Here is a 16,126-nt window from a genome sequence, read left to right on the forward strand (position 1 = left end):
TTTTTATTGTATTCTCCCCGAGTTCCCCGAGAGGGAAATATATCTCTGTGCCTGTGGGAGAAGTAGGTGGGGGGGCTTTGTAGGTGGGTTCTATTAATTATGTCGAGGCGATTTTGAGATATGTTTTGAGTAGATTATATGACAACGACAGAGTCGTTACACTGCATCGTAACCGATGGTCGAGACCGTCGGAGATACCAAAACAGGCTCAAAAGCGACCGAAATAAATAATAAACTTTTCTCAGAATTAATAGAACCCACCTGTAATAAATTTAATGCATTTGCGGGGTGTTTTCTTGCACATTCGAGATTTTATCAGTACTTTTGGAGATTGTTTGATAGAAAAACCAAAAAAAAAGAAATAATATGAGAAAATTCTTAACCCTTATTGTGATGTTGTTCATTGCCGTGAGCGCAATGGCAATTCCGGCTCATCGCGAGCACTCGACTATCACACAGCCTGATGGAACAAAGCTCACCATACGTCTCATCGGCGACGAGTTCTACAACTTCAACACTACCGTTGACGGTTACACCGTGGTCAAGAATGCGGCAGGTGTATATGAATATGCAGTGCGCGAGGACAACCAGCTCAAAGCCAGCGGCGTCAAGGCTCGCCAGGTGGCAGAGCGCACCGTTGCAGAGAAAGCATTCCTGCAGAGCGTGACCACCTACATGACCGACCGCGTGGAGCATGCCCAGGGCGAGGCTAAACGCGTTAAGCGTGACGCCCCCGCAGCCAAGGCTCCTATCAACTTCTCGAAGTTCCGCGGACTCATCATCCTCATCAACTTCTCCGACGTGAAGTTCTCGATGACCAACCCCAATGCGTTCTACAACGACATGGTCAACACCAAGGGATTTACCGGATATACCGACGGTAGCGGCCGCCGTGTGCCGTGCACTGGCAGTATGCGTGACTATTTCTCGGAGAACAGCAACGGCATGTTTGACCCCGAGTTTGACGTGATAGGCCCGGTGAACATCAATTATTCAAGCACATACGTTAACCAAACCACCTATGCGACAACAATCTTCAAAGCAGCGCTGGCTGCTGCCGAAGCGCAGGGCGTAGATTTCTCGAAGTATGACATGGACAACAACGGTGTCGTTGACATGGTGTTCTTCCAGGCAGCCGGTATGTCGTCAAGCTTTGCTGGCAATAACTCACGCCTGCTGTGGCCTCACCAGTCGTCGCTGGGTTGGTCTTCACCCACCTACGATGGCAAGCGATTCGGCACATACGCATGTTCGACCGAGATCTACGGTTGGAGCGACATGCCCAGCAGCCTCACCGTTGAGGGCATAGGCACCATGGTGCATGAGTTCTCTCATGTGATGGGTTTCCCCGACCTGTATGACGCCAACTATGAGACAGGCGGCCAGAGCCACGACCCCAACGAATGGGACATCATGGCTGGCGGCGGTTCGTTCAACAGCGGACGCACTCCCTGCGGATATACTATCTTTGAGCGTTATTCAATGGGATTTGCTAAGCCCACGGTTATCACCAAGCCCGGGCACTACACCCTCAACCCGGTGATGAGCAATGAAGGCTATATCCTCAAGTCTCCGGTAAACAGGGAATACTTCATCATGGACAACCGCCAGAAGACCCGCTGGGACCTCTACCTGCCCGGACACGGCATGATCATTGCGCGTGTTGACTCAACAAGCACTACACCTTGGACCAACAACACGGTGAACAACAATTCTAACCATAACTACTATGAGCTTCTTCGCGCTGGAAACACCACCTCTGGCGACCTTGCCAGCGACCCGTTCCCTGGCACAAAGAACATTGTCACAGTGAGCAACACCACCAAGCCCAGCCTCAAGACATGGGCTGGCAAGGATAATGATTTCATGATTAACAAAATCGTTGAGAGAAATGGAGTCATAGAGTTTGACATCGCCCAGGCAGGAGTATTGCAATGTCTCGTTGAGGACTTTGAGAAAATGCCACTTTCCACAAGCACCACTTCTTATGATGTTCCTGGCAACTTCGCTACATGGACGCTCAGCAGGGACAAGATTGTCGCTCCTGGCGCAGGAAACTGCAACGGCACACAAGCATTGAGCACATTGAGCAGCGGCGTGGCAACGATGACCAGCGATGTGTATTGCGATGATATTTACAGAGTGGAGGCTACAGTGGTCAATCCCACTACTGCCGACTCAAAATTCCGATTGAGCGCATCGGTCGATGGCGGTAATACATGGACAGCAATCACTGGCGACCAAACGGCAACCTTGGGCTCAACGACAACATTGATGTGGTCTATTTCTTATTCGTGCCCTGTTCGTTTCAGGATCAACACGACATCGGGTAGCAAGACCAACGGATGTTTCCTTGATGACCTGAAGCTGTTCTACGACGGCCAACAACACGAAATCAAGCCCGCTGTCAAGGGTGACGTGAACGGCGACGGCATTGTTGACGTGGACGACATGAATACAGTCATCAACATTGTTCTGGGCTTGGTAGATGCCGCACGCTTTGATGGCCGTGCCGACGTGAATGGCGACGGCAAGGTAGATGTGGAAGACATGAGCGGCATCATCAACATCATGCTGCAAAACTAGGCATCGACCGATAGCCGGAGATAGATACACACATCGTCCTCTTCCTGAGCAGGAAGGGGACGATTGTTTTTTTTTCAGGGTTTTCACGCCCAAAACGCCGTTTTCATACAACAGGATTGACAGTTCATACAAGAGTGAGTGAAAATCAAACCACATTTCCGGAAGACGTTATACCTTTGCGCCGTAATCACAAAGCAACCGGTAAACGGATGTGAGGTTACAAGTTAATTAAAATATGTTTTATTTAAAATTTTTGTATTATGAAGAAGTTAGTTTATTTATTCGCAATCGTTCTCGGTGTATCATTCGCATCATGCGTACACGACCAAAACGGTTCTAACCAGGAAGAACAGGCTGTTGTAGAGAACGCAGCTGGCGGCGACTCTATCGATGTTAAGGACAACGCCCAGGAAGGCGATAGCCTCAAGAAGGACGCTCCCGCCGATGAGGCACAGGCAACCGACGCACAGAACGCGAAAGCCGAAGAGGCAAAGTAAAGCTGCCACTGAAAAAAAGTGTGTAACGAAAGGAAATCAAGACATTTCCTCTGGATAAAAACAGGAGGCAATCCATAGCGGGTTGCCTCCTGAAGTATTGTTACTGTCATTGGTGAAAAACTATTTGAACAGAATTTCCAAATCCATTGTATAGAACTCCCCGCGCAGATCTCACTGAACTCACTGATTTTTTTCATAAGGTCTGGGCGAGGACTCTGCAAAATTCTATTGCTGAATCGTCACAACTTTATGATATTTCTTTTCAGGTGAGCGAACGGCACCGACCCCAACAGCCATATATATGATGGTGATGTGAACGGCGACGGCCTGGTTGATATCACTGATGTAAACATCCTCATCAACATAGTACTAGGCAAAACCGATGCCAAGGAGATTGAAGGCAATGCCGACATAAATGAGGACTACGTCATCGACATCACCGACGTCAACCTGCTGCTCAACCTCATCCTGGGGAAGTAGCCCTGCCTTAATCCCTGTCAAAAGTGTTCAAGATAAAGAATCGGCTCAAAAAACATAAAAAATGGCTAATTATCGGCTCATCGTGAGCCGATAATCCAAAAAAACAGCTAAATTTGCACCGATTATTACAAAATACATGGACGCTTCAAGAGAAATACTTCAGTTCTTACATTTTAATCCGTTGTCGACTCGTAGTGAGATTGCCAGCGGTACATTGACAGGATATAGCGATGCTACTATCAAGCGACTTGTTGCTGAGCTGATAAAGAGCGGAGACATCATTGTTGAAGGTAAGGCACGAGCAACTCGTTACCGTTTGTCGGCACAAGCGCATCTCCTTATGCCACTTAATCTTGATACCTATTTTGCTCAAGACGTAGACGAACGAAAAATGCAGACGTCATTCAATTTTGAATTGATTCGTGAACAAATTCCAAGTGTTTCTCTTTTTACTGATGAAGAACGTGCGCACCTAAATGGGCTACAAAAGGAGTTTCGCCAACACGTGAAAGAGATGACTCGGAATGAGTATAACAAGGAGATGGAGCGTCTAGGCATTGACCTTAGTTGGAAATCTTCGCAAATTGAAGGTAATACTTACTCGCTGCTTGAAACAGAACATCTTCTGCGTGAAAGTCAAGCTGCTGATGGCAAAACACGCGAAGAAGCTGTCATGTTACTTAATCACAAGCATGCACTTCGTTTCATACTTGACAATCCTGACTATTTGCAAGAATTGACTGTGAGTCACATTGAAGATATACACTCATTGCTTACCGATGACCTCTCGGTGGATAAGGGAATACGTCATCGGCGTGTTGGTATAACTGGCACGCGTTATCGTCCGCTTGATAATGAATTCCAAATTAGGGAAGCCATGCACGACATGTGTGGTATCGTAAATGCCAAGGACGATGTGTTTGAAAAAGCATTGATAACCCTCTTGTTACTCTCTTATATCCAGGCCTTTTCGGATGGCAACAAGCGCACTGCGCGCATTACAAGTAATGCTTTGCTGATAGCAAACGGTTATTGTCCTCTCAGTTTCCGCTCGGTAGATTCGATAGATTACAAAAAGGCCATGCTAATTTTCTACGAGCAAAACAATCTGTATGCTTTCAAGAAGATATTCATCGACCAATTTGAATTTGCCGTTAAAGAGTATTTTTGAAATTAATTCAGATTAGTCAATCACCTTTGGTGCGGCTTCGGGGGTGTGGGTGCTGAGGATGCGCTGGGGCTTGGGGTACATGTTGTTGGCGCGGTTCCCTAGGTTGTTGACCCAGCCCAGGTGAGCGCCGTTGAATGTCACGATTACATATCGGCGCGGAGCATCTACCGTGATGGCCTCGCCACGCAGGTAGCTGATTGCTCCTGCATAGTCCAGTTCCACAACAGGGAATGCACCTGCTGCCAGCGCGCTGCTCTGTGCGAGCGAGTGGGCAGGCACGCAGTTCTTGCCCTTGACTGTGCCCATTGTCACTCCTGCCTGCATCAGGTTGCATGAGGCGGCAAGCATGTCGATGAGCGGGGCGTGCTCGCGCGGCACGGCTGTCACAGTGCCCTCGGCGATGGTTACCTGATATTCTTTCTCATTCTCGAGCCACTGCTTGATGGTGCGCGGCGCATCGGTGCGCTTGGGCGCGTTGCCTTTCTTGGGCTTGGCGGCACGCAGGTGCTCGTCGGCGGGTTTGCGCAGCACAGCCATGAACAGGCCCTCGCCACGGGTGAGGTGGGGCAGGAAGCGGTAGCAGGGCAGGGTAGAATCCACCGCGGCGTGAACGGGCCAGCCGGGGTCCACGTCCACGGCTACGGGCTCGGCTCCATATTCCTCAATGATGTGCTCAATCATGTGTTCGTTTTCCTCGGCATTAAATGTGCAAGTGCTGTATATGAACAGTCCTCCTGGACGCAGGGCGTTCCACACGTCGGCAACGATGCCGCGCTGCCGCTCGGCGCATTGCTCCACTAGTGCGGGCGACCACTGGCTTACTGCCTCGTCGTCCTTGCGAAACATTCCCTCTCCGCTGCACGGCACATCGGCAGCGATGACGTCAAAGGTGTGCGAGAGCCGTCCCAGGTCGCGCGGAGCACAGCATGTGACGGCGCTGAACGGGTTGCCCCAACGGCTCACGTTGTCGGCGAGCACGCGGGCGCGCGACACCACGATCTCGTTGGCCACCACGATCGACCCCTGCGGCAGTGCCTGCAAGGCTGCGGTGGTCTTGCCGCCGGGAGCGGCACACAGGTCGAGGTAGCGCACCGGTTCCTTGACCAGCGAGCGAATGACGTGGTGGATGAACATCGATGACGCGTCCTGCACGTAGTACATGCCCGAGTGCCATAATGGGTCGAAGGTGAACTGCGGCCGCTCGTCGCAGTAGAAACCGGCCTCGCACCAGGGCACACGCTGCACCCCTGCGGGCACACTGGCATGGCGCTGCACGTTGACGCGCACGCTCACGCTGGGACTTGTCTCTCCTATGGCTTGCAGCATCGCTGCGCTCTCGCCAGGGAACAACTGCTCCACTTGGCTGATAAACAATTCGGGTAGTTGCATAGTGATGCAAAGTTACAACAATTATTGCACTTGGTTTTAACATTTTGGATATTTTTTGTATCTTTGCGAAGATTTAGAAACAAGCAATACTGCAATATGCGTTACTTACTCACACTCATAGCCATGCTGGCTATTACTACGGCCGTGCAGGCCAAGGTTTACTACCGCGGCGATGTTAATCGCGACAATTCGGTTGATATTACTGATGTCAACAAGGCTGTGAACTCTGCCTTGAACTCTCTGGACGATGATGATGCCGACGTGAACGGCGATGGCGTTGTTGACATCGTTGACGTCAACACTGTGGTCAACTATGTGCTCTCGGGCCACATGGAACTGGTGCGCACTAACGTTGACTGGGTGTGGAACATGGACGAGTTGCCCGAGATTCGCCTCTATGTGTCGCTCGACGAGTGGAATCGCTTGCTCCGCCTCTATGATTCTAACAACAAGACCAAGCAGTATATCGTTGCCGACATGAACTTCAACATGGCGGGCGAGAACTTCGCTGTTGACGAGGTGGGTCTTCGCCTCAAGGGCAACACCTCTCGCCGTCGCCCCGAGGGGTGGACGGGACAGGATCACCATGCCGGCAACACCGACTGGCACCATGTGCACTTCGGCATAAATATGCACAAGTGGGTCGATGACAAGGAGCACGACGTGCATGGCGTGCACAAGATGCACCTCAAGTGGTTCAAGGACGACCCTGCCTATGTGCGTGAGCTCTTCTGCTACAACCTCTTCCGCGACTATGGCGTGTGGACCGCTTCGCGCTCTAACTACTGCCGCCTATGGCTGCACGTGGAGGGCGACAGCAAGGAGGCTTATCTGGGCGTGTATGAGATGATTGAGCCGGTTGACAAGAACTACTTGAAGCAACGCGACGGCGCTGATATGTTTGGCTCGGACAAGGGCAACTTGTGGAAATGCAAGTATGCCGGCAGCCCCGCCTCGCTCACCGACCCCTATCGCAAGGACTACTATGCCGACGACGACAGCGACGACAGCCATACCTACACTTTGCAGACCAACATCGCAAACTTTGACAACGCCAAGCAGCAGTTCATCGACTTCCAGCTCAAGCTCGCCGGCAAGAGCGACGCCAGCTTCAAGACGTGGATTGCCCAGGTGTGCGACGTGGACCTGTTCCTGCGCACTCTGGCCGTGAACGTGGCTGTGGGCATGTGGGACGACTACTGGAACAACGGCAACAACTTTTACCTCTACTTTACCACCGAGGATATTACCGACTACAAGGTTTACATGATTCCCTATGACTATGACAACACCCTGGGCACCAGTTCGGACTGCGGCGTGCAGCATGACTCGGGCCGCCAGGATCCTCTCAAATGGGGTTATGACAGCAATTTGCTCACATCGCGCATTCTCGGTATCCCCGAGTATAAGGAAAAGTATTTGCAGTATCTTCAGGAACTTGTGGACCAGTCCGGCGGTATGATGCACTACAACAGTGCCACATCACGCATCCGTGCATGGCAAGAGAAAATATCGCCCTACGTGAGCAACGACACCGGCGAGGACATGATCATCGAGGATCGTCCTGCGTCATGGGGCAACCACGGCGAGTACCGCCTGCTCGAAGACTCGCGCGACAACAACTTCTTCCGCGTCAAGGCAGCGGCAATCAAGAACGCTGCTTTTTAAGTTGTCAAGAACGAGGGTGTGTCAAAATGCGCTTTGGTAGAGTGTCGTCCCTACCTCAACTTGATTTCAAGAACGGGCTGCACCCTATAAGATTCCAAGAAAAGTTACACAGTGGTTCTTGGAATCATAATGCGCAGCGTTCTTATAGGGCGCACCCATTCTTTTAACCATTTTTTGTGCTTTAAAATTTTATTATATGCGTTTTTTTTAGTAATTTTGTATGTTTTTGGGCGAGAAACATTTTTTACGGTTGCCCAGAGGCTAAAAAACTATAGAAAACATACTTTTTATGGCAGAAGATTATAATATCGAAGGACAAGAAGAAAAACAGTATTCAGCGTCGAACATCCAGGTGCTCGAAGGCCTTGAAGCAGTGCGCAAGCGCCCCTCAATGTACATCGGTGACACCCACATCAAGGGTCTCCACCACCTCGTGAGCGAGGTTGTGGACAACTCTATCGATGAGGCGCTCGCAGGATATTGCGACACAATCAACGTTACCATCGGTGTGGATGACTCTATCACCGTGCGCGACAACGGACGCGGTATCCCTGTCGATGAGCACGAGAAACTCCACAAGAGCGCTCTTGAGGTTGTTATGACCGTGCTCCATGCCGGAGGTAAGTTTGACAAGGGCTCTTACAAGGTGTCTGGCGGTCTGCATGGCGTGGGCGTGAGCTGCGTCAACGCGTTGAGCGACTACCTGCGTGCCGAGGTGCGCCGCGGCGGCAAGGTCTATATGCAGGAATACTCAATAGGCAAGCCCAAAGGTCCTGTCACCGTCATTGGCGACTGCACCGAGGAAGAGCACGGCACCACCGTGATATTCCACCCCGATGCTAACATCTTCCAGGAAACAATATATCAGTTTGACCTGCTCGCTAAGCGACTGCGCGACCTGGCGTTCCTCAACGCTGGCGTGAAGCTCACCCTCACCGACCTGCGCAACACCGGCGAGGATGGCGTTCCCCACACCGAGGAATACTTCAGCCAAACAGGTCTCGACGACTTTGTTCGCTATATTGACGCCAACAAAGAACCGCTCATCAACGACGTGATCCACATCAGCAACAACAAGGGCGAAATCCCCGTTGAGGTTGCGATGACCTATAACACATCTTTCAACGAGAACATCAGTTCTTATGTCAACAACATCAACACCATCGAGGGCGGTACACACCTCACCGGTTTCCGCCGCGGCCTTGGCGCTACGCTCAAGAAGTATGCCGAGGACAGCCGTATGCTCGAGAAGGTGAAGGTAGAGGTTAAGCCCGAGGATTTCCGCCAGGGGCTCACCGCCGTGGTTTCGGTTAAGGTGCTGGAACCCCAGTTTGAGGGTCAGACCAAGACCAAACTCGGTAACACCGAGGCGATAGGTGCCGTTGAGGTAAGCGTTCGCGAGGCTCTCAAAAACTACCTCGAGGAGCATCCCACTCAGGCCAAGTCTATTGTCGAGAAAATCATCCTTGCAGCCACAGCACGCCATGCTGCCGAGAATGCCCGCCTCAAGGTGACACGCAAGTCGCCCCTGGCTGGCGGCGGCCTGCCAGGCAAGCTCACCGACTGCTCGTCGAAGGATCCCGCGTTGACCGAGCTCTTCATCGTCGAGGGAGACTCGGCGGGTGGATCGGCAAAGCAGGGCCGTGACCGTCAGTTCCAGGCCATACTCCCCTTGCGCGGTAAGATTCTCAACGTAGAGAAAGCGCTTGAACACAAGATCTTTGAGAGCGACTCAATCGTTACACTTTTCCGTGCGCTGGGCGTGACCATCGGCACTGATGAAGATCCCAAGGAGCCCAACTTGAGCCGCTTGCGTTACCACCGCGTCATCATCATGACCGATGCCGATGTCGATGGTGCTCACATCGCGACACTGCTCATGACATTCTTCTTCCGTCACATTCGTCCCATCATCGAGAACGGCTACCTCTACATTGCAACACCGCCGCTCTACAAGGCCACAAAGGGCAACCACGAGGAATATTGCTGGAACGACATGCAGCTGCGCAGTTTCATCGACAGCTATGCAGCCGGCAACGAGGACCAGGTCAAGATTCAGCGATACAAAGGTCTCGGTGAGATGAATGCCGAGCAGCTGTGGGAAACTACAATGGATCCCGAGAAGCGCCTGCTCAAGCGTGTCAACATCAGTGACGCAGTTGAGGCCGACCGCATCTTCTCAATGCTCATGGGTGAGGAAGTGGAACCCCGCCGCAAGTTCATCGAGGAAAACGCAACCTACGCAACCCTCGACACATAATCGAAACAATCCACACGGATATACAAGCATCCACGGTCCATACCCCGGACCGTGGATTTTTTTTCTCACCCAGGGTAGTGGAAGGGAGAAAAAAAACAAAAATAACCCCTTCGGTTAAAACACCCATGTCGGGCTGCATGTGAGTGGATAGGCGTCAGATGAAATGCAAGCATTTCACTGCCATCTATCCACTCACATGCATAGCACTGCGTGCTATTATTTTAACCGAAGGTAAAAAACAATAAAAACAACAAGTCGTTCACTGCTTCGAAACTGATGGTCTAGACCACCGGAGATACCGAAACAGGCTCGCCTTGAACAATATTTGCCAACCTATCAGCGTTGTTATAGTATAAACCAATTAATATGAGTAACTTATGGAATATGCATTTGATCAGATAGTACGCAATGTTTGGAAACTTGCCGACACTAACCTCGAACTTTGTTCACAACTGAGGAAATATTGTTATGAAATTATCGGTTGTTGTCAACAAGTGCATCGTGAAATGGGACCATGGTTGAATGAGTATATGTATCAGGAGGCTCTTGAAATTTGTTTGAAAGAACATGGGTATAATAAAGAGAATATAAAAAAAGAATACTATTTCTCGGTCGAATATCATGGACAACGAATAAAGCACAAACACTATGTCGATTTCTTTATAAACGACAAGGTTTTTATAGAATGTAAGGCAATTGAGTCGTTGGGCAAAGAGCAACGCCAACAATTATGGAATTATATGAGACTCACGGGTGTGCGTATTGGCATTCTATATAATTTTGCTCCTGTTATGGACCAGTGCGAGCGGTATTACTACGACCCTGAACAACAGAAAATTTTTGCCTTTTAGACTAGTTGTTTTTATTGTTTTTTACCTTCGGTTAAAATGACAGCACGCAGTGCTGTGCGATTACGTTGATAGGTAGCAGTGAAATGCTTGCATTTCATCTGGTGGCTATCAACGTAATCGCTAATCTTGCAGAGTCATTTTATCCGAAGGGGTTATTTCTGTTTTTTTTATGGATTTCGGAGAAGTTGTGTGTGGTGGTTTGGTTGTTAATAAGTGTTCCACGGGGTGAAGTTATTAACAATTATGGTGAGTTATCAACAATTTTCCTAATTTTAAGCCTGATTTTTAGGTTATTTGCATAAAAAACTATTCCTTTGCACCGTGAAACATTTTTCAATTTTATGGGAAAAACAATAGCTATAGCAAACCAAAAGGGTGGTGTGGGCAAAACCACCACCGCTATCAACCTGGCAGCGTCGCTTGCCATGCACAAGAAAAAGGTCCTTCTCATCGATGCCGACCCCCAGGCCAATGCCACATCGGGCCTCGGTGTTGACCCCAAGCAGATGACCTCTTCTATCTATGAGTGCCTGGTGGACGACTATCCCATGCGCAGCGCTGCGGTGAGCACATGTGTCGAGAAACTTGACATCGTGGGCTCGCGCATCGACCTCGTGGGAGCAGAGTTGGAGCTTATCAACAAGCAAGACCGCGACAACACACTGCGCAACGCCATTGCAGGCGTCAAGGATGACTATGACTACATCCTCATCGATTGCAGCCCCTCGCTGGGCGTGATCACCGTGAACGCACTCACAGCAGCCGACAGCGTCATCATTCCCGTGCAAGCCGAGTATTTTGCACTTGAGGGAATCAGCAAGCTGCTCAACACCGTGCGCATCATCAAGTCTAAACTCAACCCTGCACTCAGCATCGAGGGCTTCCTGCTCACGATGTATGATGCCCGTCTGCGATTGGCCAACCAGATCTACGAAGAATTAAAGAACCACTTTGGCGACATGGTGTTCACCACGGTGATACCGCGCAACATACGTCTGAGCGAGGCGCCTAGCCATGGCCTGCCCGCAATATTGTATGACCCGTCAAGCCGCGGTGCCACAAGTCACATGCAGCTGGCCAAGGAACTCATCGCCAAGAACCGCAAGAACGCTAAATAACAGTAATTTATGCCTGTAACAAAAAAACGTAACGCCCTGGGGCGCGGTCTTGACTCGCTCATCTCGATGGACGATGTGCAGACCGGCGGCTCGTCGGCAATCAACGAAATTGCAATATCACAAATATCGCCCAACCCCGACCAGCCTCGCACCTCGTTTGACGAGACTGCGCTCGAGGAACTGGCAGTGTCGATACGCGAGCTGGGCATCATCCAGCCCCTCACGCTGCGCAGCATGGGCCCCAACGCTTACCAGATCATCTCGGGCGAGCGTCGTTACCGCGCGGCTAAACTGGCGGGGCTTGAAAGCGTGCCGGCCTATGTGCGCACTGTGAACGATGCCGAGCTCACCGAGATGGCACTCATCGAGAACATCCAGCGTGAGGATCTCAACGCTATCGAGATTGCGCTCACATTCCGCAAACTCATCGACCAGTATAATCTCACCCAGGAGCGTCTGAGCGAGCGCATAGGCAAGAACCGCGCCACCATAGCCAACTTCCTGCGACTGCTCAAACTGCCCGCCGAGGTGCAGCTGGGACTGCGCGACAAGGCTCTCGACATGGGGCACGCACGCGCTCTGCTGTCGATCGACAAGGCTTCGGTGCAGTTAAAATTATATAATGAGATATTAAAAAATGGTTTATCGGTGCGTCAGGTCGAGCAGCTCGTGAAGAACTACCGCGAGGGTGACAAGGACGGTGCCGTTGCTGCTGCTGGCAAGGCAAAAACCATGTCGTCAAAGGATTACGAGGTGCTGCGCAAGCATCTTTCGGGCTCATTTGGCGTTCCCGTCAAGTTCACGTGCGACGCCCACGGTAAAGGAAAAATAACATTCCCCTTCAAGGACGAGGCCGAACTTAACAAAATTATTAGTATCTTTGACACATTAAAATAATATATTGATGAGGTTTCTCCAGCCCGATGCGTGGCAGGAGAGACCCATAGTACTGTGTATGAGATTAACGTCTAACCACCTGCTGCGTCTGCTGGGCATCGCTTTGTCGCTGTGCCTGTGCATTGCTGTTGATGCTCACCCGGTCGAGGCCGAGTTGGGCGCCGACAGTGTGCCTGCCGTCCCGGTGCGCCATCGCCGCACTGCTGTGACCCCAGCAAAACGGACCGAGAGCACAGGCGAGACTATGGTTAAGGTGGTGAATGTGGAAGGCGACACGTTGCAGATTGCTGCCGCCGACACCACTGGCGTGCTCAAGGGTATGGAAGTGCTCACGCTCACCGATAGCACTGCCGTGGCAGCAATGGGTAAGAAAAGGGAATTTAACCCCGACCCTAACACGGCATTGTGGATGAGCGCCCTGTGTCCGGGACTGGGACAGATCTATAACCGCCGCTACTGGAAACTGCCCATTGTGGTGGGCGCGTTTGTGGGACTGACCTACGGCACGGCGTGGAACAACCGCATGCTGCAAGACTATTCCCGGGCCTATCGCGACGCTATGGACAACGACCCCGAGACCCGCAGCTACATGAACTTCTATCCGCCCAACTACAAGGAGAGCAGCATCGACATGGAGTGGCTCAAGAAGGCCCTCAAGCACAAGAAGGACTACTACCGCCGCTACCGCGACATCTGCATCCTCTCGATGGTGGGCGTGTATGCGTTGAGCATCATTGATGCCTATGTTGACGCATCGCTGGCGCATTTCGACATCTCGCCCGACCTGAGCATGAAGGTCGCACCCACGCTGGTCGATGGCGACTACATGGCAACGCGCACTCCGTCGGTGGGCGTGCAATGCTCGATAAACTTTTGAATTATACTGAATTAAGAATATATACACTAAAAAGATGATAACATTACGAACAAAACTTATAGTATTGCTGTGTGCGCTCACCGCAGTCACGTCGATAGCGGCTCCGCGACGCAATACTATCCTGTCGGTCAAAGACACAATCGTGGATAACGACATCGTCTATCCCGCAAGTTTCGAGACCGATACACGCGAGATGATGAAGAACTGGTATCTCCAGAACTATGCTGTGCTCGACGCCGAGGTTGAGAGCAAGGACGCTGGCACCGTGAGCGACGAGGAGTACATACGCCGCCTCCAGGCCATGCCCACCAGCATCGAGATGCCTTATAACCAGATTGTGCGCTCCTACATTGAGCGCTACGTGAAGCGCAACCGCACCCTCGTGGAGGAGATGCTGGGAATGAGCCTCTACTACATGCCCATCTTCGAGCAGGCGCTCGAGAAGGAAGGCGTGCCCATGGAGCTCAAATACCTCCCCGTGATTGAGAGTGCCATGAATCCCAACGCGGTGTCGCCCGTGGGCGCTGCCGGACTGTGGCAGTTCATGGTGGGCACCGGCAAGGGATTGGGCCTCGAGGTGAACTCTCTTGTAGATGAGCGCCGCGACCCCTACCGCTCTAGCGAGAAGGCCGCCGTGCTGCTCAAGAACCTTTACAACATCTACAACGACTGGTCGCTGGCCATTGCTGCCTATAACTGCGGTCCCGGCAACGTGAACAAGGCGCTGCGCCGTGCTGGTGGCGAGAACAAGGACTTCTGGGAAGTGTATCCCTACCTGCCCAAGGAGACCCGCGGATATGTGCCTGCGTTCATCGCTGCCAACTATGTGATGACCTATTTCAAGAAGCACAACATCAGCCCCAGTCTGGCTAAAAAACCGCTTATCACTGACACCGTGGGCGTGAACCGCCGCGTGCACTTCAACCAGATCTCCAAGGTGCTCAACATGCCCATCGAGGAACTCCGTGCCCTCAACCCGCAGTTCCGTGCCGACGTGATTCCCGGCAGCGCCGAGCGCACTTATCAGCTCATCCTGCCATCGACACAGGTATATAGCTTCATCATGAGCGCCGACAGCATCTACAGCTACCGCAGCGACCTCTATGCGCAGCGCGGCGTAGTTGAGCCCGCAGGCGTGACCAGCGGTGGCGGCGATGACCGCCCCTACACATGGGAAACCAAGACTGTGACCTCTTACCACAAGGTGCGCAAGGGCGAGAACCTGTCAAAAATCGCATCGATGTATGGCATGAGCAAATCTACCCTGATGTCGATGAACGGCGGTGTGAGCGGCAAGCTGAAAGCTGGCAAGGTGCTCAAGGTGCAGACCAACAAGCGCGTGAAGGTTTACCAGGATCGCCCGCAGCAAGCAGCCGAGACTACAAGCAATGACATCAAGGTGGTTCACAACGAGGACGTTCAACCCTCGGCCGAGGAACTCGAGAACGAGCAGATAGCCGAGGTGCAGCGCATCGAGCAAGAAGCCAAGAATGCTCCCAAGAAATCTCGCCGCGTGACCGTCGAGGAGACCGAGAAAACTCCCGAGAAAGTTGCTCCCAAGGTGGAGAAGACCGAGGACGCCGACCAGTGGCGCAACCGCAACGAGCGCTATGCCAACAAGGGCGTGAAGGAAACACGCGAGCAGACCTACAGCCACTCTCGCAGCAGCAAGAGCGAGCAGGCTAAGCAGCAAGAAAAGAAGAAACAGGAAAAGAAGCAAGACAAGAAACAGGATAAGAAAAAAGACAAGAAGAAGCAAGACAATGGCGTGAAGAGCGGTGACTACACCATCAAGAAGGGTGAATCATTGAGCGTGATCGCCGAGAAAGCTGGCGTTTCAGTTTCGGACTTGCAGAAAGCCAACAACCTCAAAGGCGACAAAATCAAGGCCGGCGACAACATCAAAATCCCTGCTAAAAAGAAATCGTCAAAGAAAGAAACCAAGAAAGAGACTTCAAAGAAAAAGAAGAAATAATCCCCGTTCACCGGGATACCCTACAAAAGCAACAGATTTCGCAAGGTTATTACCAGCGAAATCTGTTGCTCTTTTCATCAGTACGGTTTGTCATATACTTCCATCTGTGTAACTGCGGTTTTTTGATATTGTAACTACAAACTTTTTTTGCACGATACAGCAATGGAACTCCCCGCGCTGATCTCAATGAATTTTTTTAATTGAAAATATATTAACAACTCAACTTTAGCATTTGATAATAAATATTGCTAATTTATTGTCCGGCAGGACAATACCTGAATAACCCCCACCGCCGAACGAAGTGGCGGTGGGGGTATAGTATCAACAAGCAGATGCGTCCAGTAGGACGCTAATCGG

The 16,126-nt window shown here is 51.4% G+C and carries 12 protein-coding genes; 11 read left to right on the forward strand and 1 reads right to left on the reverse strand.

Features of this window, described 5'->3' with window-relative positions; translation table 11 throughout:
* Positions 1–366 precede the first annotated feature (366 nt).
* The 4 genes from ACKI3C_RS08220 to ACKI3C_RS08235 all read left to right on the forward strand — a co-directional run bounded on the left by ACKI3C_RS08220 (position 367) and on the right by ACKI3C_RS08235 (position 4,734).
* On the forward strand, positions 367–2,586 hold the full coding sequence (locus ACKI3C_RS08220) for a M6 family metalloprotease domain-containing protein (RefSeq protein ID WP_407403905.1): 2,220 nt from the start codon (positions 367–369) through the stop codon (positions 2,584–2,586).
* Positions 2,587–2,846: 260 nt separating this feature from the next.
* Positions 2,847–3,083 (forward strand): hypothetical protein, encoded by a 237-nt coding sequence (locus ACKI3C_RS08225; protein ID WP_407403907.1) that lies wholly within the window; start codon positions 2,847–2,849, stop codon positions 3,081–3,083.
* Between the two features lie 312 nt (positions 3,084–3,395).
* Positions 3,396–3,563 carry a dockerin type I domain-containing protein gene (locus ACKI3C_RS08230; protein ID WP_407403909.1) on the forward strand — a complete coding sequence of 56 codons (168 nt, stop codon included), beginning with the start codon at positions 3,396–3,398 and terminating at the stop codon, positions 3,561–3,563.
* A gap of 136 nt (positions 3,564–3,699) precedes the next feature.
* Complete coding sequence (locus ACKI3C_RS08235; protein ID WP_407403911.1) at positions 3,700–4,734, forward strand: Fic family protein; 1,035 nt, start codon at positions 3,700–3,702, stop codon at positions 4,732–4,734.
* A 12-nt stretch (positions 4,735–4,746) separates the two neighbouring features.
* On the opposite strand, the gene ACKI3C_RS08240 is transcribed toward ACKI3C_RS08235, so the two are convergent.
* Complete coding sequence (locus tag ACKI3C_RS08240; protein ID WP_407403913.1) at positions 4,747–6,123, reverse strand: methyltransferase RsmF C-terminal domain-like protein; 1,377 nt, start codon at positions 6,121–6,123, stop codon at positions 4,747–4,749.
* A gap of 96 nt (positions 6,124–6,219) precedes the next feature.
* Between ACKI3C_RS08240 and ACKI3C_RS08245 the strand changes: the two genes are divergently transcribed.
* From ACKI3C_RS08245 to ACKI3C_RS08275, 7 genes are all read left to right on the forward strand, one after another.
* On the forward strand, positions 6,220–7,791 hold the full coding sequence (locus ACKI3C_RS08245; protein WP_407403915.1) for a CotH kinase family protein: 1,572 nt from the start codon (positions 6,220–6,222) through the stop codon (positions 7,789–7,791).
* Positions 7,792–8,080: 289 nt separating this feature from the next.
* Positions 8,081–10,051: a DNA topoisomerase (ATP-hydrolyzing) subunit B gene (gyrB, locus tag ACKI3C_RS08250; protein WP_407403917.1), complete on the forward strand. Its 1,971-nt coding sequence runs from the start codon at positions 8,081–8,083 to the stop codon at positions 10,049–10,051.
* 377 nt (positions 10,052–10,428) lie between these two features.
* Entirely contained in the window at positions 10,429–10,902 is a 474-nt protein-coding gene (locus ACKI3C_RS08255) for a GxxExxY protein (protein ID WP_407403919.1), read from the forward strand.
* Between the two features lie 341 nt (positions 10,903–11,243).
* Entirely contained in the window at positions 11,244–12,020 is a 777-nt protein-coding gene (locus tag ACKI3C_RS08260) for a ParA family protein (protein WP_407403921.1), read from the forward strand.
* A 9-nt stretch (positions 12,021–12,029) separates the two neighbouring features.
* The gene (locus tag ACKI3C_RS08265) at positions 12,030–12,917 is read left to right on the forward strand and encodes a ParB/RepB/Spo0J family partition protein (protein ID WP_407403923.1); all 888 of its coding nucleotides are present in this window, start codon (positions 12,030–12,032) and stop codon (positions 12,915–12,917) included.
* A 58-nt stretch (positions 12,918–12,975) separates the two neighbouring features.
* The gene (locus ACKI3C_RS08270) at positions 12,976–13,794 is read left to right on the forward strand and encodes a DUF5683 domain-containing protein (RefSeq protein WP_407403925.1); all 819 of its coding nucleotides are present in this window, start codon (positions 12,976–12,978) and stop codon (positions 13,792–13,794) included.
* Between the two features lie 34 nt (positions 13,795–13,828).
* On the forward strand, positions 13,829–15,769 hold the full coding sequence (locus ACKI3C_RS08275; protein ID WP_407403927.1) for a transglycosylase SLT domain-containing protein: 1,941 nt from the start codon (positions 13,829–13,831) through the stop codon (positions 15,767–15,769).
* Positions 15,770–16,126: the final 357 nt, after the last annotated feature.

Origin of the sequence: Sodaliphilus sp. (assembly GCF_045598405.1) — a bacterium.
GTDB lineage: Bacteria > Bacteroidota > Bacteroidia > Bacteroidales > Muribaculaceae > Sodaliphilus > Sodaliphilus limicaballi.

Coding starts and splice junctions, on each gene's coding strand:
- ACKI3C_RS08220 (WP_407403905.1), top strand. CDS start 367: ATGAGAAAATTCTTAACCCTTATTGTGATGTTGTTCATTGCCGTGAGC.
- ACKI3C_RS08225 (WP_407403907.1), top strand. CDS start 2,847: ATGAAGAAGTTAGTTTATTTATTCGCAATCGTTCTCGGTGTATCATTC.
- ACKI3C_RS08235 (WP_407403911.1), top strand. CDS start 3,700: ATGGACGCTTCAAGAGAAATACTTCAGTTCTTACATTTTAATCCGTTG.
- ACKI3C_RS08240 (WP_407403913.1), bottom strand. CDS start 6,123: ATGCAACTACCCGAATTGTTTATCAGCCAAGTGGAGCAGTTGTTCCCT.
- ACKI3C_RS08245 (WP_407403915.1), top strand. CDS start 6,220: ATGCGTTACTTACTCACACTCATAGCCATGCTGGCTATTACTACGGCC.
- gyrB (WP_407403917.1), top strand. CDS start 8,081: ATGGCAGAAGATTATAATATCGAAGGACAAGAAGAAAAACAGTATTCA.
- ACKI3C_RS08255 (WP_407403919.1), top strand. CDS start 10,429: ATGGAATATGCATTTGATCAGATAGTACGCAATGTTTGGAAACTTGCC.
- ACKI3C_RS08260 (WP_407403921.1), top strand. CDS start 11,244: ATGGGAAAAACAATAGCTATAGCAAACCAAAAGGGTGGTGTGGGCAAA.
- ACKI3C_RS08265 (WP_407403923.1), top strand. CDS start 12,030: ATGCCTGTAACAAAAAAACGTAACGCCCTGGGGCGCGGTCTTGACTCG.
- ACKI3C_RS08270 (WP_407403925.1), top strand. CDS start 12,976: ATGAGATTAACGTCTAACCACCTGCTGCGTCTGCTGGGCATCGCTTTG.
- ACKI3C_RS08275 (WP_407403927.1), top strand. CDS start 13,829: ATGATAACATTACGAACAAAACTTATAGTATTGCTGTGTGCGCTCACC.